Annotated in this window: 23 protein-coding genes; 8 read left to right on the forward strand and 15 right to left on the reverse strand. The window is 71.9% G+C overall.

Features of this window, described 5'->3' with window-relative positions:
- Nucleotides 1-25: 25 nt before the first annotated feature.
- The 3 genes from ccrA to IE331_RS10620 all read left to right on the forward strand — a co-directional run bounded on the left by ccrA (nucleotide 26) and on the right by IE331_RS10620 (nucleotide 4,049).
- Nucleotides 26-1,363, forward strand: a complete 1,338-nt coding sequence (gene ccrA / locus IE331_RS10610; RefSeq protein WP_192143369.1) for a crotonyl-CoA carboxylase/reductase — start codon at nucleotides 26-28, stop codon at nucleotides 1,361-1,363.
- Nucleotides 1,364-1,501: 138 nt separating this feature from the next.
- Nucleotides 1,502-2,803 carry a coiled-coil domain-containing protein gene (locus IE331_RS10615; RefSeq protein ID WP_192143371.1) on the forward strand — a complete coding sequence of 434 codons (1,302 nt, stop codon included), beginning with the start codon at nucleotides 1,502-1,504 and terminating at the stop codon, nucleotides 2,801-2,803.
- A gap of 157 nt (nucleotides 2,804-2,960) precedes the next feature.
- On the forward strand, nucleotides 2,961-4,049 hold the full coding sequence (locus IE331_RS10620; protein WP_201931614.1) for an AI-2E family transporter: 1,089 nt from the start codon (nucleotides 2,961-2,963) through the stop codon (nucleotides 4,047-4,049).
- On the opposite strand, the gene IE331_RS10625 is transcribed toward IE331_RS10620, so the two are convergent.
- Nucleotides 4,046-5,035, reverse strand: coding sequence for an EamA family transporter (locus IE331_RS10625; RefSeq protein WP_192143373.1), 990 nt, complete (start codon nucleotides 5,033-5,035; stop codon nucleotides 4,046-4,048). The genes IE331_RS10620 and IE331_RS10625 overlap by 4 nt on opposite strands.
- Nucleotides 5,036-5,074: 39 nt before the next feature.
- Here IE331_RS10625 and IE331_RS10630 point away from each other — a divergent pair, with 39 nt between their 5' ends.
- Complete coding sequence (locus IE331_RS10630; RefSeq protein ID WP_192143375.1) at nucleotides 5,075-5,611, forward strand: CGNR zinc finger domain-containing protein; 537 nt, start codon at nucleotides 5,075-5,077, stop codon at nucleotides 5,609-5,611.
- An 18-nt stretch (nucleotides 5,612-5,629) separates the two neighbouring features.
- Here IE331_RS10630 and IE331_RS10635 read toward each other — a convergent pair whose 3' ends face one another.
- The 4 genes from IE331_RS10635 to IE331_RS10650 all read right to left on the reverse strand — a co-directional run bounded on the left by IE331_RS10635 (nucleotide 5,630) and on the right by IE331_RS10650 (nucleotide 12,989).
- Nucleotides 5,630-6,427 carry an alpha/beta hydrolase gene (locus tag IE331_RS10635; RefSeq protein WP_192143377.1) on the reverse strand — a complete coding sequence of 266 codons (798 nt, stop codon included), beginning with the start codon at nucleotides 6,425-6,427 and terminating at the stop codon, nucleotides 5,630-5,632.
- An 89-nt stretch (nucleotides 6,428-6,516) separates the two neighbouring features.
- On the reverse strand, nucleotides 6,517-9,384 hold the full coding sequence (locus IE331_RS10640) for an immune inhibitor A domain-containing protein (protein ID WP_192143379.1): 2,868 nt from the start codon (nucleotides 9,382-9,384) through the stop codon (nucleotides 6,517-6,519).
- A 177-nt stretch (nucleotides 9,385-9,561) separates the two neighbouring features.
- Nucleotides 9,562-11,352: a 3-hydroxyacyl-CoA dehydrogenase family protein gene (locus tag IE331_RS10645; RefSeq protein WP_192143381.1), complete on the reverse strand. Its 1,791-nt coding sequence runs from the start codon at nucleotides 11,350-11,352 to the stop codon at nucleotides 9,562-9,564.
- An 80-nt stretch (nucleotides 11,353-11,432) separates the two neighbouring features.
- The gene (locus tag IE331_RS10650; RefSeq protein ID WP_192143383.1) at nucleotides 11,433-12,989 is read right to left on the reverse strand and encodes an alanine/glycine:cation symporter family protein; all 1,557 of its coding nucleotides are present in this window, start codon (nucleotides 12,987-12,989) and stop codon (nucleotides 11,433-11,435) included.
- A gap of 114 nt (nucleotides 12,990-13,103) precedes the next feature.
- Here IE331_RS10650 and nucS point away from each other — a divergent pair, with 114 nt between their 5' ends.
- Both nucS and IE331_RS10660 read left to right on the forward strand, forming a co-directional pair.
- Entirely contained in the window at nucleotides 13,104-13,778 is a 675-nt protein-coding gene (gene nucS, locus IE331_RS10655) for an endonuclease NucS (protein WP_192143385.1), read from the forward strand.
- Nucleotides 13,778-14,335: a DUF952 domain-containing protein gene (locus IE331_RS10660; protein ID WP_192143386.1), complete on the forward strand. Its 558-nt coding sequence runs from the start codon at nucleotides 13,778-13,780 to the stop codon at nucleotides 14,333-14,335. The genes nucS and IE331_RS10660 overlap by 1 nt, the downstream gene beginning before the upstream one ends.
- A 74-nt stretch (nucleotides 14,336-14,409) precedes the next feature.
- Here the strand turns inward: IE331_RS10660 and IE331_RS10665 are convergent, their stop codons facing one another.
- The 3 genes from IE331_RS10665 to IE331_RS10675 form a co-directional block, all read right to left on the reverse strand.
- On the reverse strand, nucleotides 14,410-15,336 hold the full coding sequence (locus IE331_RS10665; protein ID WP_192143387.1) for an FAD-dependent oxidoreductase: 927 nt from the start codon (nucleotides 15,334-15,336) through the stop codon (nucleotides 14,410-14,412).
- A gap of 75 nt (nucleotides 15,337-15,411) precedes the next feature.
- Complete coding sequence (locus tag IE331_RS10670; RefSeq protein ID WP_192143388.1) at nucleotides 15,412-15,594, reverse strand: hypothetical protein; 183 nt, start codon at nucleotides 15,592-15,594, stop codon at nucleotides 15,412-15,414.
- Between the two features lie 38 nt (nucleotides 15,595-15,632).
- The gene (locus IE331_RS10675) at nucleotides 15,633-16,001 is read right to left on the reverse strand and encodes a hypothetical protein (protein ID WP_192143389.1); all 369 of its coding nucleotides are present in this window, start codon (nucleotides 15,999-16,001) and stop codon (nucleotides 15,633-15,635) included.
- Between the two features lie 49 nt (nucleotides 16,002-16,050).
- Here IE331_RS10675 and IE331_RS10680 point away from each other — a divergent pair, with 49 nt between their 5' ends.
- Nucleotides 16,051-16,542: a DUF427 domain-containing protein gene (locus tag IE331_RS10680; RefSeq protein ID WP_192143390.1), complete on the forward strand. Its 492-nt coding sequence runs from the start codon at nucleotides 16,051-16,053 to the stop codon at nucleotides 16,540-16,542.
- Between the two features lie 5 nt (nucleotides 16,543-16,547).
- Here IE331_RS10680 and IE331_RS10685 read toward each other — a convergent pair whose 3' ends face one another.
- From IE331_RS10685 to IE331_RS10695, 3 genes are all read right to left on the reverse strand, one after another.
- Nucleotides 16,548-18,557, reverse strand: coding sequence for a protein meaA (locus IE331_RS10685; RefSeq protein WP_192143392.1), 2,010 nt, complete (start codon nucleotides 18,555-18,557; stop codon nucleotides 16,548-16,550).
- Between the two features lie 109 nt (nucleotides 18,558-18,666).
- Nucleotides 18,667-18,984, reverse strand: coding sequence for an STAS domain-containing protein (locus IE331_RS10690; protein WP_192143394.1), 318 nt, complete (start codon nucleotides 18,982-18,984; stop codon nucleotides 18,667-18,669).
- 54 nt (nucleotides 18,985-19,038) lie between these two features.
- Entirely contained in the window at nucleotides 19,039-19,644 is a 606-nt protein-coding gene (locus IE331_RS10695) for a hypothetical protein (RefSeq protein WP_192143396.1), read from the reverse strand.
- 32 nt (nucleotides 19,645-19,676) lie between these two features.
- Between IE331_RS10695 and IE331_RS10700 the strand changes: the two genes are divergently transcribed.
- Entirely contained in the window at nucleotides 19,677-20,252 is a 576-nt protein-coding gene (locus tag IE331_RS10700) for a cob(I)yrinic acid a,c-diamide adenosyltransferase (protein WP_192143398.1), read from the forward strand.
- A 45-nt stretch (nucleotides 20,253-20,297) separates the two neighbouring features.
- Here the strand turns inward: IE331_RS10700 and IE331_RS10705 are convergent, their stop codons facing one another.
- The 4 genes from IE331_RS10705 to atpD form a co-directional block, all read right to left on the reverse strand.
- Nucleotides 20,298-21,476 carry an MFS transporter gene (locus tag IE331_RS10705; protein ID WP_192143400.1) on the reverse strand — a complete coding sequence of 393 codons (1,179 nt, stop codon included), beginning with the start codon at nucleotides 21,474-21,476 and terminating at the stop codon, nucleotides 20,298-20,300.
- 7 nt (nucleotides 21,477-21,483) lie between these two features.
- Nucleotides 21,484-21,924 carry a DUF2550 domain-containing protein gene (locus IE331_RS10710; RefSeq protein WP_192143402.1) on the reverse strand — a complete coding sequence of 147 codons (441 nt, stop codon included), beginning with the start codon at nucleotides 21,922-21,924 and terminating at the stop codon, nucleotides 21,484-21,486.
- 81 nt (nucleotides 21,925-22,005) lie between these two features.
- Nucleotides 22,006-22,398 (reverse strand): F0F1 ATP synthase subunit epsilon, encoded by a 393-nt coding sequence (locus tag IE331_RS10715; protein WP_192143404.1) that lies wholly within the window; start codon nucleotides 22,396-22,398, stop codon nucleotides 22,006-22,008.
- Nucleotides 22,398-23,855 (reverse strand): F0F1 ATP synthase subunit beta, encoded by a 1,458-nt coding sequence (atpD, locus tag IE331_RS10720; RefSeq protein WP_192143406.1) that lies wholly within the window; start codon nucleotides 23,853-23,855, stop codon nucleotides 22,398-22,400. Before atpD ends, IE331_RS10715 begins: the two co-directional genes overlap by 1 nt.
- Nucleotides 23,856-23,861: the final 6 nt, after the last annotated feature.

The raw sequence follows: 23,861 nt of genomic DNA on the forward strand, positions 1-23,861 counted from the left end.
GACCCGACACCGAGAGGGACCACCAGTGCAGAACATCCTCGACGCGATCCTGGCCGGCGACGCCGAGGGCGGCGACTTCGCGAACCTCGACCTGCCCGAGTCCTACACGGCCGTGACCGTCCACAAGGACGAGGTCGACATCTTCGAGGGTCTGGAGACGTCCGAGAAGGACCCCCGCAAGACCCTCCACGTCGACGAGATCCCGGTCCCCGAGCTCGGCCCCGGCGAGGCCCTGGTCGCCGTCATGGCCTCGGCGATCAACTACAACACCGTGTGGACCTCGATCTTCGAGCCGGTGTCGACGTTCGGGTTCCTCGAGCGCTACGGCCGGCTCTCCCCGCTCGCCAAGCGGCACGACCTGCCCTACCACGTCGTCGGCTCCGACCTGGCCGGCGTGGTCCTCGCCACCGGCGCCGGAGTGCACTCGTGGAGCCCCGGCGACGAGGTCGTCGCGCACTGCCTCTCCGTCGAGCTCGAGCAGCCGGACGGCCACAACGACACGATGCTCGACCCCGAGCAGCGGATCTGGGGCTTCGAGACCAACTTCGGCGGCCTGGCCCACGTCGCGCTGGTCAAGTCCAACCAGCTGATGCCCAAGCCGGACCACCTGACCTGGGAGGAGGCCGCCTCCCCCGGCCTGGTCAACTCCACCGCCTACCGGCAGCTCGTGAGCCGCAACGGCGCCGGCATGAAGCAGGGCGACAACGTCCTGGTGTGGGGCGCCTCGGGCGGCCTGGGCGGCTTCGCGACGCAGTACGCGCTCAACGGCGGCGCCACCCCGATCTGCGTGGTCTCCAACGACGAGAAGGCGGAGATCTGCCGCAAGATGGGCGCGGAGCTGATCATCAACCGCTCCGAGGAGAACTGGCAGTTCTGGAAGGACGAGCACACCCAGGACCCGAAGGAGTGGCGCCGCCTGGGCAAGCGGATCCGCGAGCTGACCGGCGGCGAGGACGTCGACATCGTCTTCGAGCACCCCGGACGGGAGACGTTCGGGGCCTCGGTCTTCGCGGCCCGCAAGGGCGGCACCATCGTCACCTGCGCCTCGACCAGCGGCTACATGCACCAGTACGACAACCGGTACCTGTGGATGAACCTCAAGCGGATCATCGGCTCGCACTTCGCGAACTACCGGGAGTCCTACGAGGCCAACCGGCTGATCGCCAAGGGCATGATCCACCCGACGCTCTCCAAGACCTACGGCCTCGAGGACGTCGGCCAGGCCGCTCTCGACGTCCACCGCAACGCCCACCAGGGCAAGGTCGGCGTGCTCTGCCTGGCACCCGAGGAGGGTCTCGGCGTCCGGAATCCGGAGATGCGCGAGCAGCACCTCGAGGCGATCAACCGGTTCCGGGGCGTCTGAGCCGGACTCCGCGACATCCCTCACACCCCGGTTCGGCGACCGGCTGGCGAGCCGGGGTGGGTTTGTCGTGACCGATCCGCAACACTGGGGTCCGTCCGGGATCGCACGACCAGCAACTGACGAGAGAGCCGTGAGCCAATGAGTGACGAGGGTCTGTCCATCTTCGACGAGAAGCCCGCCTCGGGGGTCCGGTCCCCCAGCACGCCCGCAGGCAGCACGCGGGGCACCGAGGCGTCCAAGACCGGCGGCACGCCGGCCGACAAGCCCTCCGGCTCGGACGACGCCACCCAGCTCATCCCGAAGGTGCAGGACGCCCCCGACCAGAAGACCCAGCAGGTGCCGGCCACACCGGCCGCACCCACCGGGCAGGCCGCCACCGGCGGCTCGGGAGCCGGCCGCCCGACCTCGACGGCAGGCTCGACGGCGGGCTCCGGGGCCTCGGCCGCGGGCGCCGTGCCGTCGCTGCCGATGGTGCGCCGCAACGGCTACGACAAGGACGCCACCGACACCGCCCTGCGCAGGCTGGTGCAGGAGCGGGCCGGCCTGGGCAGCAGCCTGAGCGCGGCCGAGAAGCGGGTGGCCGAGCTCGAGGCCGAGCTGCAGGCGGCCCGTGAGCAGGCCGCCGAGGCCGAGCGGCCGTCGTACGCCGGCCTGGGCGGCCGCGCCAACGAGCTGCTGCGCCTGGCCGAGGAGGAGGCCGACGACATCCGGGCCCACGCCCAGCAGGAGGCGGAGGAGATCCGGACCCAGGCCGGCAAGGACGCCCGCTCCATCCGGGCCGACGCCTCCCGCGAGGCCGAGGACATGCGCGTGGTCCAGCTCAAGGAGCTCGACGAGCAGCGGACCCGGCTCATGGCCGACGCCGAGCAGGAGCGCAGCAGCGCCCGCCAGGAGGCCCAGGACCTGCGCGCCGGCGCGCAGCGCGAGGCCGACCAGCTGCGGCTTGCCGCCGAGCAGGAGAGCAACGAGCTGCGGGTCAGCGCGACCCGCGAGGCCGAGGCGGTCCGCGCCGGCGCGGACCGCGAGCTGCAGGAGGCCCGGCGCACCCTGGCGGTCGAGAAGGAGCGGCTGGCGAAGGAGGCGGCCGAGTACCACTCGAGCGCCACCTCCGAGACCAAGCGCCTGGTCGAGGAGGCCGAGGCCCGCGCCAAGGCCGCCGAGGAGCGTGCCGCCGAGGCCACCACGCAGGCCGCCGAGCACCGCCAGCAGGCGCAGTCCGAGGCCGACGCGCTGCTCACCCGGGCCCGCCGCGAGGCCGAGCAGGTCGTCGCCTCGGCCCGGAGCCAGGCCGAGAGCCTGACCGCCTCCGGGCAGGCCGACGCCGAGCGCGAGCTGGCCGCGGTGCGGGCCGAGGTGGACCGGATGAGCAAGCGCCGCGACGCGATCGTGGCCCAGCTCGGCGCGCTGCGCGACGTGGTCGCCGGCTTCGACGAGGGCTGATCCGCTGAACGGGCACGGCTCCGGGCCGCTGGAGGAGCAGGAGGCCGCCGACCGGGCGGAGCAGGCGGAGGAGGCGGCCGAGGTCGCGACCGGGGCCGCCGTCGACGCCGAGGACGCGGCCGACCGCGCCGAGGCGGCCGCCGAGTCGGGCTCTCGCGTGCACGAGGACCCTGCAGGAGACCGGGCCCCCGAGGACCACATGGGAGAGCCCGGTGGGCCGCTCCGGCACTCGCCCTTCCACCTGGGCTTCTTCGGCGCCCTGGGTGCCTTGGTGGCCTTCTGGCTCGGTCAGCAGGTGCTGGCCCTCGGTGGCACGATCATGCTCATCGTCGTGGCGATGTTCCTCGCTGCCGGCCTGAACCCGGTGGTGGAGTGGTTCACCCGCCGAGGCCTGTCCCGGACCTGGTCGCTGGTGGCGGTCATCGGCGTGGTCCTCGGCGCCCTGACGCTCTTCGTGGCGGCGATCGTCCCGGTCATCACCGACCAGATCGCCGCCCTCACCGACAACGCGCCCGGCTGGCTCGACCAGCTCCAGGGCAACGAGCGGGTCCAGGCCCTCGACGAGCAGTTCCAGCTGATCGAGAAGGCCCGCGACTACGTGGCCAACGGCGACTTCGCCTCGGCCGCCTTCGGTGGGGTCGTGGGCGTCGGCCTGGCGGTCTTCTCCGCCCTGGTCAACACGTTCATCGTGGTCGTGCTCACGCTCTACTTCCTGGCCTCGCTCGACAAGACCAAGGACGCGCTCTACCGGCTGGCGCCGGCCAGCCGCCGGGACCGGGTCACCCGGCTCGGGGACCGGATCCTGGCCAACGTCGGGGCCTACGTCTCCGGCGCGTTCGTGATCGCGGTGTTCGCCGGCGTCACGTCGCTGATCTTCCTGTTCATCGTCGGGCTGGGGCAGTACGCCGTCGCGCTGGCGTTCGTCGTGGCCCTGCTCGACGTGATCCCGATGATCGGGGCGACGATCGGCGCCGTCCTGGTGACCGCGATCGGGTTCGCCACCGACCCGGTCATCGGGCTGGCCTGCCTGGTCTTCTACGTCGTCTACCAGCAGCTCGAGAACTACGTCATCTACCCGAAGGTGATGGCCCGCTCGGTCGACCTGCCCGGCGCGGTGATCGTGATCGCCGCGCTCGCCGGCGCCGGCCTGCTCGGCGTCGTGGGTGCGCTGCTGGCGATCCCGACCGCCGCCGCCATCCTGCTGCTCACGCGCGAGGTCTTCGTGCGCCGGCAGGACGCCCGCTAGCCTCCCAGCGCGGGTGCCGGCTCGCCTCCGGTCTCCGGCACGGGTGCGGCGGCCGGGGCGATCCCCCGCTCGCCCAGCTTGACGACGACGACCCCGGCGACGATGAGGAGTCCCCCGGCCAGCTGGACGAGGCCCGGCAGCTCGTGCAGCAGCCACCACGCCGCCAGCAGCGCCGCCAGCACCTCGGTGAGCGCGACGAACGAGGCCAGCCGCGAGCCCAGCCGGCGCACGGCGGCGATGCCGGTGGTGTAGGACAGGGCGGCGGTGACCAGCGCCAGCGCGAGCAGCGGGAGCCACCACGGCACGGTGCCCACGGCGTAGGTCACCGGCCGGGTCGACCAGCGCATCGGCAGCACGCCCAGGGCGCCCGCCGAGCTGAGGACCAGGCCGCCGACGAGCAGCCCGGAGGCGGCCAGCACCAGCGGCGGCAGGGGTGCCCCGTCGTCGGCTGAGAGCAGGAAGTACGCCGCGGCGCCGACCATCGCGCCCAGGCTCCACAGCACGCCGGCCAGGTTGACGTCCGCCCCGGAGACCAGGTCGAGGACCAGGACCAGACCGGCCGCGGCGAGGACGGCGCCGGCCACCGTGAGCCGGCTGGGCCGGTGTCCGCGGGTGGCCCAGAGCCAGCCGACGACGGCGACCGGGGCGGTGTACTCCAGCAGCAGCGCCACGCTGACCGAGATCTCGGCGACGGCGTAGAAGTAGCAGAGCTGGGTCACCGAGACCGCCAGCACGCCGTACCCCACGACCAGGCCGCGGCTGCGCCACAGCAGTGCCCACCGGCCGCGCAGGACGGCCACCGCGGGCACGGCCAGCACGAAGGCGCCGCCGAGCACCCGCACGGTCACCGCCGACCCGGCACTCCAGCCGGCGTCCATCAGGCCGCGCGCCAACGCCCCGGACAGCCCGAACGAGATCGCCGAGAGCAGCGCGAAGCCGGTGCCCGAGGCCAGCCGGGTCCCGGTGTCATGTGTCAACGTGGTCATGGCACATGACACTACGACGACCCCGTGTAAGGTGTCAACATGGTTTTCACGCATGACACCGAGGTCTCCCTGCAGGCCGCGGTCGCCCTGGTCAACACCGCCGAGGAGCCGGACGGCCTGCAGACGCTGGAGGAGCTCGACGCGTTCTACACCCGGTTCGAGTACACCGGCCGGAGGGATCGCGACGCCGCCGGGCTGGCCGCCGTCCGCGCGCTGCGACCCACGCTGCGCGCGCTGCTCACCGCCGACCGGGACGAGGCGGCCGAGCGGGTCAACGCGATGCTCGCAGAGGCCTCGGCGCTGCCCCGGCTGGTGCGCCACGACCGCTGGGACTGGCACCTGCACGCGGTCGACCCGGACAGCCCGTTCGTGACCCGGGTCGTGGTCGAGACCGCGATGGCCATGGTCGACGTGATCCGCGCCGACGAGCACTCCCGGCTCGCGGTGTGCGCCCAGGGCGACTGCGAGGGCCTGGTCCTGGACCTGTCCCGGAACCGGTCCCGCCGCTACTGCAGCACCACCTGCACCAACCGGGCCGCGGTGACCGCCTACCGGGAGCGTCGCCGCAGCCCCTGAGCGGCCGGTCGGGCCGGGTCAGCGCTGGGGGCCGGGCACCGGGGTGTCCCGGTAGGCCTCGGTGTTGTGCGCGTTGTACGCCGAGGTGTCGGCGGTCTCGACCGACCCGTCCCACGTCGTCGGCAGCGGCACCTCCACACCGGGGGCCACCCGGCGCACCACCTCGTCGAGCACCTTCTCGGCGTCCCCGACCCACAGGTGCTTGGCGCCGTCGAAGCCGACGACCTCGGCCTGCGGCACGGCCGCGAACCGCTCCCGCGCCTCGGCCGGTCGCAGGTAGTCGTCCAGCTCCGGGACGAACGCGTGCAGGGGCGTGCCCGACTCCGCCCAGGCCTCGAGGTGGCTCGGCTCGGAGTAGCGCAGTGGCGGCGAGAGCAGGATCGCGCCGCGCACGACCGGGTCCAGCCCGTGCATGAGGGCGAGGTCGGTGCCGAAGGACCAGCCGAGGAGCCAGATGTCGGGCAGGTCGTGGAACTCGGCGTACTCCAGGGCCGCGGCGACGTCGTACCGCTCCCCCACGCCGTCGTCGAAGGCGCCCTGGCTGGTGCCCTGGACCGACCAGGTGCCGCGGGTGTTGAACCGCAGCACGGCCACACCGGCCAGGGCCGGGAGCCGGAACGCGGCCTTGCGGTAGATGTGGCTGTCCATCATCCCGCCGTGGGTGGGCAGCGGGTGCAGGCAGACGAGCGTGGCCGTCGGGGTGCCGGACTCCGGGAGGGCCAGCTCGCCGACCAGCTCCAGGCCGTCGGCGGTGTGCAGCGTGACCGGCTCGCGCCGGGCCGGCAGCACGGAGTTGGCGCGGATCTTCTCGGGCATGCGCCTCAGGCTACGGCCACCCACGGGTCGGGTGCTCAGGTGGTCGCCGGGGCAACCGCCTGAGCACCCGACCGGGGTGCTCCTCCCGCCTACGGGGCGGGAGGCGAGACGAACAGCTTCGCGATCTGGTTCGCCTTCTTGGTCTTGCGGACCTTCACACTGGTGCCGTAGCCGACCCCGTCGTCCTCCGGGTTGCCGGAGCCGGTGACGGTGAACCCGAAGTTCAGGCCGTAGGTCGCCGGGCTGCCGTCGGGGTTCACGATCCGCGTGGTGTACGGCTCGTTGTCCCGCGAGGGGACCACGACCGACGCGTCGATGTCGCGCCAGTAGTAGCCGTCAGCCCGCTCCTCGAGGCCGGGGGCCCACGTCACCAGGTCGGTGAACTCCTTCACGGGAGCCTGCGGCCCGAAGGTGTTGCAGGCCTCCCCGCTCAGGTCGGCCGTGGGCTGGCACTCCTGGAACTGCTTGGTCGGCACCAGGCCGAACGCCGCGTTCGACGACTGCCCGCGCGAGGGCAGGTTCTTCAGCGTCGAACCGTCCAGGGCCGCGTTGGCGCCGGAGCGTCGCAGCGGCTCGTAGTGGCTGTCCACGATCAGCAGGCCGCCCTTGGCGCCACCGCTCGGCAGGGCCGTGTTGTTGGCCGTGACGTGGTTGGCGTTGCCCCACGTCGTGTCGCGGTACCAGACCAGGGCGCCCGGAGCGTTGTACCTGATCTTCTCGACCTTCCACGCCCCGTCGCTGTACGTCGTGTCGTAGGCGTACTTCAGGCCCTCGTCGAACCCGTCGTAGTTGCGCCACTCCACGAGGTAGTAGTGCGAGGCCCGGCTGGTGCCGGTGTCCTTGTGCCAGCCGGCACCCGTGGTGTTGGTGAAGGTGTCGACGGTGTTCGTCCACCCGTTGTCGTCGGGCCCCTCGACGTCGTCGGACCAGGTGGTCTCGCCACCGCCGGTCACCGAGAAGTCGTCGGCGAACCAGCCACGCTCGAGGAAGGCCGCGTCGGTCGCGTAGCGCAGGCGCACCTGCACCGACTGACCGGCGTACGCCGCGAGGTCGATGTAGTCGTGCCGCCACCCGTCGGTGCTCCCGGTGAGCCCGGAGGACTTGTTGCCGTAGTCGACCAGCCGGCCGTTCGGGTCGGCGTAGTCGTCGGGCGTCGAGACCAGGTCACCGGCCTCGTCGAAGACCGGCTGCTCGGTCCAGGTGCTGCCACCGTCGGTGGAGAGCTCCACGAAGCCGTAGTCCCAGTCCTCCTCGATGACGTAGTCGTTCCACATCCAGAACTTCGCGTCCGCGGCGTCCGGGACCTCGACCGTGCGGGTGAGCCGGACGTCGGCCCAGTCCTGGTCGTTGCCGCCGTACCACATGTTCTCGCCGCTGTGCGGCTCCGCGACCGTGGTCACCTTGGTCGGCAGGTTGATCTTCACGCCGTCCTCGGTGCCCTTCGGCGTCCGGGAGGTCTGCCCGACCTTGATGTCACGGGCGTCGTCACCGGGGTTGACCTCCTCGACGTCGGCCCAGCCGAGCACCCACTTGTCCCAGATGCCCATGTGCGTCGGCATCGACTGGAAGATCGGGCCGGAGTGCGAGCCGGAGCTCATCAGGTCCCAGAAGTCGACGTCGGAGTCGGCGTTCCCGGAGGTGTCGTAGAGGTCCGGGAGGCCGAGGTCGTGGCCGTACTCGTGGGCGAACACGCCGACGCCGGAGTCCTCCGGCTGGACGATGTAGTTCGACACCTTCAGGTCGGTGCCGGGCACGTCGCCCCCGCTGGTCACCGTCGAGGAGTGCGCCCAGAGCGCGTTGACGCCCTCGGCGCCACCACCGCCGGACTTGTCCTTACCGGCGTGCACGAGGACCACGTGGTCGATGATGCCGTCCGGCTCCTGCAGGTCGCCGTCGCCGTCGACGTCGCCCTGGTCCTCGATGTCGTAGTCGGCCCACGGGAAGTCGGGCTGGGCCTCGGCGAGCGCGGCCACGGCGTCGATCGGCAGCTGCGAGGCGCCCTTGGGGTTGTCCGGGTGGCCGGTCATGGCCTGCGGGGCCGGGGCCTCCCACTCGCCCTCCGCGTTGCGGAAGCAGCGGCTGGTGCCGTACCAGCCCTCGGAGTGGTCCACGGTGACCCAGGGGGTCGCCTCGCCGTCCACCGTGTAGGCGCCCTTGGACATCTCCTCGTACATCCGCTTCATGGTGTAGCCGGAGATGTCGAAGCCGGGCTTGCCGTCGGGGCCGGTGAGGTCGGTCCGGACCCGGTCGGTGATGCCGCGGTCGGTGTAGAGCATGTCGTTGAAGTGCTCGGAGGAGAAGTCCTCGACCCACATCGAGTTGTTGTCCTCGAGGTCGTAGTCGGCCGGGTCCGGGATGTTGTTGTGCAGGGGGCCGTTCTGGACGGTCCCGTCGACGCACTCCCGCGAGCCGAAGACGCTGGCCGGCACCTTGACGCCGGTGAAGTCGTCGTCGGCCTGGTCGTTGAACTCGACCAGGATCGTCAGCAGCTGGGCCGTCTGGGTCTCCTTGGCCTGCTTGAACTTCTTGGCGCCCTTGTCCTGCTTGCCGGAGTCCTTGAGCTCCTTGGGGCTCTTGCCGGTGCGGATCGCCTTGGCCTCCAGCTTCGCGAGCTGGCGGGCGGCGACCGGGTTGCCCTGGGCGTGCTTGGCGTCGACCTCGTAGGCCTGGGCCAGCGGATCGGTCGACGGGCGCTCGGTCGTGCCCGTCCTCTTGTCGATCTTCGCGTCGTCGCTCTCCTGCCGGTCGGCGCGGGGTGCGACGTAGTTGATGTAGCCGTCCTGCTGGGCGTCGGCGGACGTCGCGGACGCCCCCGTCGGCCCTGCCGGTGCCGTGCCAGGGGCCGCGCTCGCCCCACCGGACACGCCCGTCGACGCCAGGGTGGCGGCGGCGAGCGCGAGCGACGGGACGGCCACGGCGGCGCGCAGGCGCCGACCCGAGAACCAGGTGCTCGTCATGTCTCTCCCTCGAGATCGATCCCGGCTTCCTGTGCACCGGGACGGGATGTGTTGCGGTCAGTTGTAGTGACCACGGGAGATCATGCCGTGTGACCCGCGACACGGGAAGGGGTCGAAACAACTCGAAATGGTCACGAGATGGCCCGACCGGGTCAGGACGTGGCGCGATCGGGCGGGTCAGCGGGCCGAGTAGTCCCGGAAGCCGCGCTGGGTCTTGCGGCCCAGATAGCCGGCGGTGACCAGGTGCTCGAGCAGCGGCGCCGGGGAGAACCCGGGCTCGCGGAACTCGAGGTAGAGCTCCTTCTGGATCGCCAGGGAGACGTCGTTGCCGACCACGTCGAGGAGCTCGAAGGGGCCCATCGGCAGCGCGCAGCCCTGCTTCATGGCGACGTCGATGTCGTCGGCGGTCGCGTAGTGCGCCTCGAGCATCTTCACCGCGTCGTTGAGGTAGGGGAACAGCAGCGCGTTCACGATGAAGCCGGCCCGGTCGCCGCACGAGACGGCCACCTTGCCGACCGCGCCGCAGAGCGCGCGGGTGGTCTCGGCGACCTCGTCCGAGGTGGAGACCGTGCTGACCACCTCGACGAGCTTCATCACCGGCGCCGGGTTGAAAAAGTGCATGCCGACGACGTCCTGCGGGCGCGAGGTCACCCGGGCGAGCGAGATGATCGGCAGCGAGGACGTGGTGGTGGCCAGGATCGTGCCCGGCTTGCAGATCTCGTCGAGGTTCTCGAAGAGCGTCGTCTTGATCGCGAGGTCCTCGGCGATCGCCTCGACCACGACGTCCACCTCGGCCAGGTCGTCGAGCGAGACCGACCCGGTCAGCCGACCCAGCACCTCGGCCTTGGCCGACTCCTCCAGCTTGCCGCGCTGGATCGCCTTGTCGAGCGAGCGGGTGATCGTGGCGACCACGCCGTCCACCTTGTCCTGCGAGCGGCCGACGAACAGCACGTCGTACCCGCTCTTGGCGAAGACCTCGACGATGCCGGCGGCCATCGTGCCGGTGCCGACCACGCCGACCCGCGAGACGGCGTGGCGCAGCTGTGGCTGGTCGTCGGCCGACGGCGTCTTGTCGTCGGGGACGACGATCGGCGAGTCGGCCGCCTCGTAGGTGTAGAAGCCGCGGCCGGTCTTGCGACCGAGCATCCCGGCGGTGACCATCTGCTTGAGGATCGGCGCCGGCGCGTGCAGCCGGTCCCGGCCCTGCTTGTACATCGTGTCGAGGATCTCGTACGCCGTGTCGAGGCCGATCAGGTCGAGCAGGGCCAGCGGACCCATCGGGTAGCCGCACCCGTAGCGCATCGCCGCGTCGATGTCCTCGCGGGAGGCGTAGTGCGCCTCGTACATCGCCACCGCGTGGTTGAGGTAGCCGAACAGCAGCGTGTTGGCGATAAAGCCGGCCTTGTCGCCGCAGACGACCGGGTTCTTGCCGAGCCGGCCGACCAGGGCCTTGACGTCCTCGAGCACGTCGGGCTCGGTGACCACGGTCCGCACGATCTCGACCAGGTTCTGCACCGGCGCCGGGTTGAAGAAGTGCACGCCGACGATCCGCCCGGGCCGGGTGTTGGCGGTGGAGATCTCGGTGACCGAGAGCGAGGAGGTGTTCGTGGCCAGGATCGCCTCCGGGGCCACGATGCCGTCGAGCTCCTGGAAGATTTGCTTCTTGACCTCCAGCGACTCCACCACCGCCTCGACGACGAAGTCGGCCGAGGCCAGGTCGGCCATCGACGTCGAGAGGGTGATCTGGTCGAGCAGCGCCTTCTGCTCGGCCTCGGTCATCTTCCCGCGCTTGACCGCGCGTCCGGTCGAGTGCTCGAGGTGCTGTCGGCCCCGGTCGACGGCCTCGTCGTTGAGCTCGACGCCGACGACGTCGAAGCCGTTGCGGGCGAAGACCTCGGCGATCCCGGCACCCATGGTGCCGAGCCCGATGACTCCGATCGTCTGGAATTCACGCTGAGAGCTGGTCATGGCGGGCATCATCGCACGCGCCCGGAGCCGGCCGGAGACGGGCGAGACCCTGCGGACGCCCGTCTCCCGACCGTGCCTCGTCAGGTGGTGGCGCGCTCCTCGACCGGGACCTGCTTGATCCGGCCCTCCCGGACGCCGTCACGGAAGCTGCGCAGCTCCTCGCGGACCTTGGGGAGCAACAGGTAGCAGGCCAGCAGGTTCGGGATCGCGCAGACGAAGAGCATCGCGTCCGCGAAGTCCAGGACCGAGGTGAAGTTCACGGTGGCGCCGATGACGGTGAACAGGCAGAAGACGATCTTGAAGACCAGCTCGCTGCCGGGCGTGCGCCCGAACAGCGTGGTCCACGCCTTCATCGTGTAGTAGCTCCACGTGATGAGCGTCGAGAAGGCGAACAGGCCGACCGCGATGGCCAGGATCACCGGGAACTGGGGCAGGAAGGTCTCGAAGGACCGCGAGGTGACGACGACCCCGTCGGGGGCGTCCCCGCCGGCGGCGACCGAGCTGACCGCGTCGTTGTAGAAGTTCGTGTCCGCGACCACGATCGTCAGGGCGGTCATCGTGCAGATGACCACGGTGTCGATGAACGGCTCGAGCAGGGCGACGAAGCCCTCGCTGACGGGGTGCTTGGTCTTCACGGCCGAGTGGACGATCGGCGCGGAGCCGACACCCGCCTCGTTGGAGAAGGCCGCCCGCTGGAAGCCCACGATCAGGACACCCACGACGCCGCCGGCGGCGCTGGTCGGGTTGAACGCCTCGCTGACGATGGTGCCGATCGCCGCCGGGATGTCGACGATGTTGCCGAGGATGACGAGCGTGCACGCCCCGACGTACAGCAGGCCCATCACCGGGACCAGCTTCGAGGTGACCCGGGCGATCGAGGTGATGCCGCCGAGGATCACCGCGCCGACCAGCAGGGCGAGGACGATGCCGAAGACCAGGGCGGAGCCTGAGGAGCCGAGGAAGCCGTCGTCACCGCCGGTGACCTCGCGGGCCTGGGCCAGGGTCTGGTTGGCTTGGAACATGTTGCCGCCGATGGCGCCGAACAGGAACAGCGCGACCGCGAAGACCAGGACCATCGCCTTGGAGACGCCGGCTCCGAACCGCTCGAACGCGACGGGGAGGTACTTGAACGGGCCACCGGTGACCGTGCCGTCCTCGTGCACCTCGCGGTACTTCACCCCGAGCGTGCACTCCACGAACTTCGTGCACATGCCGAGCAGGCCGGCGACGATCATCCAGAACGTCGCTCCCGGGCCACCGATGACCACCGCCGCACCGACACCGGCGATGTTGCCGAGGCCGACGGTGCCCGACACCGCCGAGGAGAGCGCCTGGAAGTGGGTCACCTCCCCCGGGTCGCTGTGCCGCGAGTACTTGCCGCGCACCAGGTCGAGGGAGGTCCTGGCCCCGGTGAACTGGATGCCGCGGAAGTAGATCGTGAAGATCAGCGCCGCGATCACCAGCCAGAAGACGATCAACGGAGCCTCGGTCCCGAAGATCGGGATCTTGGCGAAGATCACGGTGCCGACGGCCGTCGCGATCGGGTCGAACGCGCCGTTGATCGCGTCCTCTACGGTGGCGAGCCATTCCCAGGTCTGGGCCGGCTCGTCGGTGGCTAGTACGGTGACGAGGCTCATAGCGCCCAAGACAACATCACCGGACGGAGAATGCGCAAGCGCTTGCCGTGATCCGCGTCACTCGGAACGGGCCGGTGACCGGGCCGGGATCCCCGGACGATTACGGTGGCTCCTGTGAGACTCGTCGTCGCCCGCTGCCAGGTGGACTACGCGGGCCGGCTCTCGGCACACCTGCCGATGGCCACCCGCGTGCTGATGCTCAAGTCGGACGGCTCGGTGCTGGTCCACAGTGACGGCGGCTCCTACAAGCCGCTGAACTGGATGTCGCCGCCGTGCACGCTGCGCGAGGGCACCAGTGACGAGGGCCAGGTGGAGTGGACGGTGACCTCCCGCACCGACGACACCCTGCGGATCCTGATCGAGGAGATCCACCACGACTCCTCGCACGACCTCGGGGTGGACCCGGGCCTCCAGAAGGACGGCGTCGAGAAGCACCTCCAGGAGCTGCTCGCCGAGCACCCGGGCACCCTGTCCGAGGGGCTCTCGCTGGTCCGGCGCGAGTTCCCGACCGCCATCGGTCCGGTGGACCTGATGTGCCGTGACGCGCTCGGCGCCTCGGTCGCCGTGGAGATCAAGCGTCGCGGCGACATCGACGGCGTCGAGCAGCTCACCCGCTACCTCGAGCTGCTGAACCGGGACCCGCTGCTGCGCCCGGTGCGCGGCATCTTCGCCGCCCAGGAGATCCGGCCCCAGGCCCGGGTGCTGGCCGAGGACCGCGGGATCGCCTGCGCCACCGTCGACTACGACGCCCTGCGCGGCCTGGACGATCCGACCGCCCGGCTGTTCTGATGCGGATCTTCCACGTCGCCGAGCGCTCCCGGTGGGAGGCGGCGAAGCTGGCCGGCTCCTACGCCTGGTCGACGCTGGGCCGCACCCTCGAGGAGGAGGGCTTCATCCACGCCGCGCGGGCCGACCAGTGGCCGCGCGTGCTGGAGAGGTTCTACGCCGATCCACCCGGCCCGCTGGTGCTGCTCACGATCGAGACCGACCTGCTGACCTCGCCGTGGCGCGAGGACCGGGTCGGCGAGGACACCTTCCCCCACATCCACGGCCCCCTGAACCCCGCAGCGGTGGTCGCGGAGGAGCCGCTGGCGTGGGCCGGCACGACCGCCGAGGGCCGGGGATCGGACCCGCGACCCAGCTTCGCCCAGGTCTTCGTGGGCGAGATGGCCGTCCGGATGCTGGCCGCCGCCGCGGTGATGGTCCTGGCCATCGGCTGCGGCGTGGCCGTGTCCGTGCTGGTGAACGAGCGGCTGGGCCTGGTGGGTCTGCTCGCCGGGGTCGCCCTCGGGGTGGCCCTGGTGCTGCCGGTGGCGCGGCGCCGGCGCGAGCGCCGGCAGGGCTGAGCCCCCGCTCCCCGTCGGCCCGGGTCGGCCAGAGTCAGCCAGGGTCAGCCAGGGTCAGCCAGGGTCAGCCAGGGTCAGCCCGCGTCCGCCAGCGCGACCACCTCCGCGGCCGTGCCCCAGGAGAGGGTCACCCCCGCTCCCCCGTGGCCGTAGCAGTGGATCACGTCGTCGACCCGCTCCAGCCGCACGGTCGGCCGCACCGGCCGCAGACCGACCTTGTGCCGGAGCACCCGGGCACCGGCCAGCTCCGGCACCAGGCGCCGCGCCCGGGCCAGGATCGCCCGGGCCGTCTCCGGGGAGGCGGTGCGGCTCCAGTCGCCCTCCTCGTCGGTGCCGCCGACGACGATGTCGGCCGAGCGCGGCACGACGTACGTCGGCCCGGCGGCGTCGAGCCACCAGCGGTCCAGGCCGACCTGCTCGACCACGACGACCTGGCCGCGCACGGGCGTGACCGCGTGGTCGCCGCCCAGGAGCCGCGCCCCGAGCCCGGCACAGTTGACGACCAGGTCGGCCCCCTTCGGCAGTGCGCCCAGGCTGATCCGGGTCAGGGTGCCGCCCAGCTCGGAGACCCGCGAGGTCAGCCACCGCAGGTGCACCGGCATCTCGACGACAGGGGTGCGGAACGTCCAGCCGTCGACGTACCCCTCGGGGAGCGCCGTCTCCCGGTCCAGGTCCGGCACCGCCCCGCGCCACCACGGGTCCGACGTCGGCGCGGTGAACACCTCGGTGCCGGTGCGCATGCGCACACCGGTGGCAGTCCCCCCGGCCGACCCGGTCGACCCGGCCAGCCCGGCCAACGTGTCGTAGGTCGTCTGCGACCACCCGGTGACCCGGTCCTGCGGCAGGGCCCGGTAGGGGTACCAGAGCGCGGCCGCGACCGCGCTGGTGGTCTCGAGCGGGAGGTCGCGAGCCAGGACGTCGACGCGGTGCCCGGCCTCCAGGAGCCTGATCGCGGCGGTGAGCCCGACCACCCCGGCGCCCACGACGCTGACCCGTGCCATGGGCCCCAGTATGCCGGTGCCCGCGCCGCACCGGGCGCCGACGGCCGGAGTCGGGCCGGACGGTCCTGCCGGACCTCAGGCGGCCCGGGCGGACTGGGCGGACCGGGCCCGGCGCGACCGGGACACCTTGACCAGCTTGTGGTGCCGGACCGTGTAGCCCCGGGGCAGGGTGCCCTCCTCGAGCATCCGCAGGGGGCAGTTCTCGCACCGGACGGCGCTGACGCAGCACCGGCTCTTCGGCTTGGTCTTGCGGCCCATCCTTCGACGGTACACCTGCGACTGAGGCATGCCTACCCTCAGGACGTGACCACCCAGCCGGTGCTGTCGCGGACCATCCGCAGCGTCCCGGGACGCCCCGCGTCGCCCACGACGAGGACCGCCTCGCCGAGGCGCTCGTCGGCCACCGCATCCAGCGCGGCAGGGACCGGTGCGTCGACCGCGATGCGGATCCCGGCCAGGTCGGAGCGCAGCTCGAGCGGCACCCCGAGGCCGGTGGCGAGCGCCTGCGCGAACCCGGTCGGTCCGGCGGCGAGGACCGCGGCCACCCGCTCGGCCCGGGCCGCGGCGAGCAGTCGCTCCCCCACCTGCGCCCCGGCCTCCGCCCCGGCCTGGCCGGCGTCGGGCACCACGACGTACACCCGGGCCGGGCAGTGCAGGTCGCTCATCCGGCCACGGTAGCCGGGTCCGGTGGGTCCCCCTGGCTAGGTTGGGGGCGTGCCGACCCCCACGTCCCCCGGTCCCGGGCAGGAGTCCGTGTGGGACTACCCCCGCCCACCGCGGCTGGAGCCGAGCACCGAGCGGGTGGAGGTGTGGCTGGGCGGCGAGTGCGTCGCGCGCACCAGCGCGTCGTACCGCGTGCTCGAGACCAGCCACCCGCCGTTGTACTACCTGCCCCGGTCGGCGTTCGTCGACGGGGTGCTGCGTCGCGCGGCCGGCTCGTCGGCGTGCGAGTGGAAGGGCCGGGCGTCCTACTTCGACCTCGTGGTCCCCTCGGGTACGGCGGCGCGCGCGGCGTGGACCTACCCGGAGCCCGCCCCCGGCTTCGCGGCGCTCGTGGACCACCTGTCGGTGATGCCGTCGGCGGTGGAGCGGTGTGTCGTCGACGGCGAGACCGTCACCCCGCAGGAGGGTGGCTTCTACGGCGGGTGGATCACCTCACGGGTGGTCGGCCCGTTCAAGGGCCCGCCCGGGACCTGGGGCTGGTAGTCGGCTCAGTCCAGCCCGTTGGCCCGCCGGATCACCCCGACGATGCCGTCCATGATCTCGGTGAGGCCGAAGTCCTTCGGGGTGTAGACCGCCGCGATCCCCTGCTGGGTGAGCGCCCGGCCGTCCGCGTCGGGGATGATCCCCCCGACGATCACCGGGACGTCGTCCATGCCGGCCTCTCGGAGGCCGGCGAGCACCGCCGGCACCAGCTCCATGTGCGAGCCGGAGAGGATCGAGAGGCCGATGCAGTGCACGTCCTCGGCCACCGCGGCCGAGACGATCTGCGCCGGGGTGAGCCGGATGCCCTGGTAGATCACCTCGAAGCCGGCGTCCCGCGCCCGGACCGCCACCTGCTCCGCGCCGTTGGAGTGCCCGTCCAGCCCGGGCTTGCCGACCAGCAGCCGGAGCCGACCGCCCAGCTCCTCGCCCGTGGCCCGGACCCGCTCGCGGACCGCGCTCAGCTCGGCGCCCGCATCGGCCACGCCGACCGCGCCGCTCACGCCCGTGGGGGCCCGGAACTCACCGAAGACCTCCCGCAGCGTGCCGGCCCACTCACCGGTCGTGGCACCGGCCCGGGCGGCGGCCAAGGTGGCCTCCATGAGGTTCGCCTCGGACTTGGCGTCGGCGGCCAGCCTGGCGAGGGCCTCGCGCACGGCCGCGTCGTCACGCTCGGCCTTCCACCGCTCGACCGACGACAGCGCCGAGGCCTCCGCCTCGGGGTCGGCGGCCATGATCGCCGCGTCGAGGTCGGCGGTCAGCGGCGACGGCTCGGTCGTCTCGAAGCAGTTCACGCCGACGATCCGCTCCTCGCCGGACTCGATGCGACCCCGACGGGCGGCGTGCGCGGAGACCAGCTCGGACTTCATGTAGCCGGACTCGACGGCCGCGATCGCGCCGCCCATGGCCTGCACCCGGTCCATCTCCTCGCGGGCGCCCTCGACCAGCTCGCGCACCTTCGCCTCGATGACGGTCGAGCCCTCGAAGATGTCGTCGTACTCCAGCAGGTCGGACTCGAAAGCCAGCACCTGCTGGAGCCGGAGCGACCACTGCTGGTCCCACGGCCGGGGCAGGCCGAGGGCCTCGTTCCACGCCGGCAGCTGTACGGCGCGGGCGCGGGCGCTCTTCGAGAGCGTGACGCCCAGCATCTCCAGCACGATCCGCTGCACGTTGTTCTCCGGCTGGGCCTCGGTCAGCCCCAGCGAGTTGACCTGCACGCCGTAGCGGAACCGGCGCATCTTGGGGTCCTCGACGCCGTACCGCTCCCGGGTGATCTCGTCCCACAGCTGCACGAAGGCCCGCATCTTGCAGGTCTCCTCGACGAACCGCACACCGGCGTTGACGAAGAACGAGATCCGGCCCACGACCTTGTCGAAGTCCTCCTCGGAGACCTGACCGGAGCCCTTCACCTGGTCGAGCACCGCGATCGCCGTGCACAGGGCGTAGGCGAGCTCCTGCTGCGGCGTGGCGCCCGCCTCCTGCAGGTGGTAGCTGCAGATGTTGATCGGGTTCCACTTCGGGATCTGGTGGACGGTGTAGGAGATCACGTCGCTGATCAGGCGCAGCGAGTGCTCCGGCGGGAAGACGTAGGTCCCCCGGGAGAGGTACTCCTTGATGATGTCGTTCTGGGTGGTGCCGGCCAGCTGGTGGGCGACCTCCTCCGGCGCGAGGTCGGGGTTCTGCTCCTCGGCGGCGACCTGGTACATCGCCAGCAGCCACATGGCGGTGGCGTTGATCGTCATCGAGGTGTTCATCCCCGTCAGCGGGATGTCCTCGAAGAGGCGGCGCATCTCCCCCAGGTGCGGCACCGGCACCCCGACCTTGCCGACCTCGCCCCGGCTCAGCGGCGAGTCCGGGTCGTAGCCGGTCTGGGTGGGCAGGTCGAAGGCGACCGAGAGCCCGGTCTGCCCCTTCGCGAGGTTGGTGCGGTAGAGCGCGTTGGAGGCCGCGGCGGTCGAGTGACCGGCGTACGTCCGCATGACCCAGGGGCGGTCCTTCTCGGCGCGCGATTCACTCATGTGGGGAGGGTAAACCGATTCCCGGCGGGTGGGCACCGGTCTCGGGTGTGGTCCTCACGACACCGGAGGTGGCCGATCGCACCGGGATCGGTGCCGGATCCCCCGGCGATCAGCCGCCCTCGGCGCCCTCCAGGCTGCGCTCGAGCTCGACCACCCGGACCAGGTGCGAGAGGTGCAGCAGCCGGCGGATGCCACCGCCGGCGCCCCGGAGCACGATGCGCCGACCGCGCCGGCCGGCGTACCGGCTGGCGGCGGCGAGCACCCGCAGCCCGATCACGTCGGCCGCGGTGACCTCGGTCAGGTCCACCACGACGTCGCCGTCGCAGGCGCCGAGCCGGTCGTAGAGCGCCGCCCGCACCTCCTGGGTGCTGCGACCGTCCAGGTCTCCGCGCAGGACCAGCCGTGGCCCGTCGATGCTGATCTCCATGCCGTCCCCCTCGTCGGTGGCACCCGAATGCCACCGCTCGTCGCGTGTCATCGACTATGACGCGCCGGCAGCCCGATCGGTTGCCTCGCCGCGCCGAGACCACGACAGCGCCGCGGTACCCACGCCGAGCAGGGCCATGCCGGCGACCCCCTCCGGCGCGAAGATGTGCCCGACGTGCACCAGCCAGGCCCCGGGCAGCACCAGGAGCCCGACGAGCGTCGCCGCCGTCGGTCGCCGACCCCGCAGCAGTCGGTCCGCCACCAGCACCGCGACGCAGGCGAGCAGCGCCCAGGAGCCGATCTCGCCGAGCGGCGTCCCGATCCGGAACAGCAGCCGGACCTCGTCGGGTCGTTCGACGCCGGGGCCGAGCTGCCAGGTCACCCAGCCGGCCGCGATCCCGCTGATCACGTCGAGGGCGGAGTAGAACGTGGCGTAGCCGTAGGCGGCCAGCCGCACGACCCAGGCGACCGGGTCGGTGCGACCCCGGACCAGCCAGGCGAGCGCGAGGCCGACCAGCGGGAAGACCAGCAGCCCGGGGACGTGCAGGCCGAACCAGAGGCGGGAGGTCTCGTGGCTGAGCCCGTGCGGATGGAACAGCCCGGCCACGGCGAGGCTCAGTCCGGGCAGCGCGAGCAGCAGGGCCTGGCGGCGGGGATCCATGTCCCAGACCGTACGTCGGTAGGGTCTGCCCCATGGTCAACCTCACCCGCATCTACACCCGCACCGGCGACGCCGGCACCACCCGACTCGGCGACATGAGCGAGACCTCCAAGAACGACCTGCGGCTCGAGGCCTATGCGAGCGTCGACGAGGCGAACGCGCACATCGGCGTCGCCCTGGCGCACGGCGGGGTGGCCGAGGACGTGGTCCGGGTGCTCACGACGATCCAGAACGACCTCTTCGACGTGGGTGCCGACTTCTGCACCCCGATCGTCCCGGACCCGGAGTACCCGCCGCTGCGGATCGAGCAGGACTACGTGGACCGGCTCGAGGGGTGGTGCGACTCCTACAACGAGGAGCTCGAGGTCCTGCGCTCGTTCATCCTCAACGGGGGCACGGTCGCGGCCGCCCACCTGCACGTCGCGCGCACCGTCGTACGCCGCGCGGAGCGGGCCGGCTGGGCGGCCTACGCCGAGCACGGGGAGACGATGAACCCGCTCGCGCTCACCTACCTGAACCGGCTCTCGGACCTGCTGTTCATCCTGGCCCGGCACGCGAACCGGGAGCGCGGCGACGTCCTGTGGGTGCCCGGCGGGGAGCGCGGCTGACCCGAACCGGCCGGCGCCGACCACGACGTCGGCGAACAGGCGGGATCAGGGGGTGGCCGGGTCCTCGCGGCGCGCGGCCGGCACGACCAGGGCGGCCGGGACCAGCAGCGCCGCGACGGCGAGCAGCGCCTCCAGCGTGCCGACCCGATCGGCCAGGAAGCCCAGCACCGGCGGCCCGGCGAGGAACGCCGCGTAGCCGATCGTCGAGACCACGCTGACCCGGGCGGCCGCGTGCACGGGGTCGTCCCCGGCGGCGCTCATGCCGACCGGGAACCCCAACGAGGCACCGAGCCCCCAGAGGGCGATCCCGACCACGGCCAGCGCCGCTCCCGGCGAGCCGGCGACCTGGGCCCCGGACACGAGCAGCGCCACCCCGACCAGGGCGGCGAGGATCGTCGCCCGCAGCACGGCCACCCGGCCGAAGCGGTCCAGCAGCCCGGAGCCGAACCAGCGTCCGAGGGTCATCGAGACCACGAAGACCGCGAACCCCGCGACCCCGACCCACTTCTCGACGGCGTACCCATCGACGAGCGCCACCCCCAGCCAGTCGTTGGCCGTGCCCTCGGTGAACGCGAGGGCGAGCACCATCAGGCCGATGAGCAGGGTGCGCGGCTCGCGCCAGGCCGCGAAGACCGAGCCCGGCTCGGTCGGCACCGCCTCCTCCTCGGCGACGACGGGAAGGAAGTCGCGCACCGCGCGCAGGGCCAGGCCCAGGGAGACCAGGGCCACCGGCCCCAGGTGCCAGAGCGCGGGTACGTCGGCGCGCGCGGCCAGCGCGCCCGTGACGGCGCCGAGCACCGTGCCCAGGCTGAACCCGGCGTGGAACCGGGGCATGATCGTCCGACCGAGGGCGTGCTCCACGGCCGCGCCCTCGATGTTCATCGCCACGTCCCACGAGCCGGTGCCGACGCCGTAGACGAGCAGTCCGAGGGCGACCACCACGACCGACTCCGGACCCCCGGCCCCGGTGCCGATCAGCACCAGGCCGAGCGCCGCCGACCAGGCCGCACCGGAGAGCACCCGGGCCGCCCCGAACCGGCGCACCAGCGCGCCGGTGAGCGGCAGTGCCACCAGCGAGCCGACCGACAGGGCCAGCAGCAGGAGCCCCAGCTCCCCGTTGCCGAGTCCGAGTCGCTCGCGGGCGGCGGGGATCCGGGAGACCCACGAGGCGAACGCGAAGCCGTTGACGACGAACACCACCGCCACGGCGGTGCGGGCACTCACCGCAGCGTCACCGGGCGCTGCCGCCCCCCGGCGGGGCTGCCTCCAGCCAGGACTGGAAGCCCATCAGCGAGCTCGGGCTCATCGCCATCTCGACCTCGCCGTCGGCCGAGGTGAGCGTGACCACGACATGGTCGGCGTACAGCGCCATCTGCTCGCCCGCGCCCGCCTCGCGGCGTCCCACGTAGGACAGCTCGGAGCGGGACCAGCGCCGCCGTGGACGGGGGGCGAGGGAGAAGATCCGGAACCACTCGAGGTCGTCGCCGGCGTAGCGGCCCAGGCCGAGCACCCAGCCGCGCCCGGGCCGATCGGTCCGGGCGCGGTGACTGAGCTCGAAGCACCCGCCGTCGCGGGACAGCGCCCGGCGGCGGAGCACCAGTGCCAGCCCGTAGAGCAGCACCAGCAGCAGCAGGATGCCCGCGGAGTCCAGGATCCACTGCCACAGTGGCATCTGTCCCTCCCTCACTCCGGCTGGCGCGTGGCGTCACTCTATCCGTGCCGCCACCCGCCCCCGCGAGGAGGGCAGGGGGCCTCAGGAGGCCTTCTCGACCGCCCTGATCCGGGCCTCGGCGCGACGTACGGCCTCGGCCGCCTCGTCGTCGTTCTCACCCGCGGCCTGGGCCCGCTCGAGGTCGTGGCGGGCCTTCTCCAGGTCGATCTCGTGCGACATCTCCGCGTGCTCGGCGAGGACCGACACCCGGTTGCCGGCCACCGAGAGGAAGCCGGCGTCGACCGCGGCCACCCAGGTCTCCCCCTCGCTGGTCTGGATGTCGACGACACCCTCGATGAGCAGCGACAGCAGCGGCGCGTGGCCGGGCAGGATGCCGACGTCCCCCTCGGTGGTGCGGGCGATGACCATCGTCGACTCGCCCGACCACACGAGGCGGTCGGCGGCGACCAGCTCGACCTGCAGCGAGTCGCCCATCACAGGCTCTTCTGGATCTCGGCCCACTTGGCCTCGACGTCCTCGAGACCGCCGCACATGAAGAACGCCTGCTCGGCGACGTGGTCGTACTCACCGTCGGCGATCTTGTTGAACGCCTCGATGGTGTCGGCCACGGTGACCGTCGAGCCCTCGATGCCGGTGAACTGCTTGGCGACGTAGGTGTTCTGCGACAGGAACCGCTGGATGCGACGGGCCCGGTGCACGATCACCTTATCCTCCTCGGACAGCTCGTCCACACCGAGGATCGCGATGATGTCCTGCAGCTCCTTGTTGCGCTGCAGGATCTGCTTCACGCGGATGGCGCAGTCGTAGTGCTCGCGGCCGATGTACTGCGGGTCGAGGATCCGCGACGTCGACGTCAGCGGGTCCACCGCGGGGTAGATGCCCTGCGAGGCGATGTCACGCGAGAGCTCCGTGGTGGCGTCCAGGTGGGCGAACGTCGTGGCCGGGGCGGGGTCGGTGTAGTCGTCCGCGGGCACGTAGATCGCCTGCATCGAGGTGATCGAGTTGCCGCGCGTCGAGGTGATCCGCTCCTGCAGCTGGCCCATCTCGTCGGCCAGGGTGGGCTGGTAGCCCACCGCGGACGGCATCCGCCCGAGGAGCGTCGAGACCTCGGAGCCGGCCTGGGTGAACCGGAAGATGTTGTCGATGAAGAGCAGCACGTCCTGGTTCTGCACGTCGCGGAAGTACTCCGCCATCGTCAGCGCGGACAGCGCGACGCGCAGCCGGGTGCCCGGCGGCTCGTCCATCTGGCCGAACACCAGGGCGGTCTGGCCGATGACGCCGGCCTCGTCCATCTCGGCGATGAGGTCGTTGCCCTCACGGGTGCGCTCACCCACGCCGGCGAACACCGACACACCACCGTGGTTCTTGGCGACTCGCGCGATCATCTCCTGGATGAGCACGGTCTTGCCGACGCCGGCGCCGCCGAACAGGCCGATCTTGCCGCCGAGGACGTAGGGCGTGAGCAGGTCGATGACCTTGATGCCGGTCTCGAACATCTGGGTCTTGGACTCGAGCTGGTCGAACGCCGGCGCCTTGCGGTGGATGCCCCACCGCTCCTGGACGTCGAGGGTCTCGCCCTCCTCGAGGTTGAGGCACTCGCCGGTGGTGTTGAACACCTTGCCGAGGGTCACGTCGCCGACCGGCACGGTGATCGACTCACCGGTGTCGGTGACGCTCGCGCCGCGAACCAGTCCGTCGGTGGGCTTCATCGAGATGGCGCGGACCATGCCGTCGCCGATGTGCTGGGCGACCTCCAGGGTGATCCGGGTGGTCTCGCCGCCCAACGCGATCTCGACCTTGAGGGCGTTGTAGATCTCCGGCATCGCGTCGGTCGGGAACTCGATGTCCACGACCGGGCCGATGACGCGGGCGACGCGTCCGATGCCGCCGCCGGTTCCGGCGCTGGCGGTCTCTTCAACAGTGGCAGTCATGTTCTC

Origin of the sequence: Nocardioides donggukensis (genome assembly GCF_014842875.1) — a bacterium.
Taxonomy (GTDB): Bacteria; Actinomycetota; Actinomycetes; order Propionibacteriales; family Nocardioidaceae; genus Nocardioides; species Nocardioides donggukensis.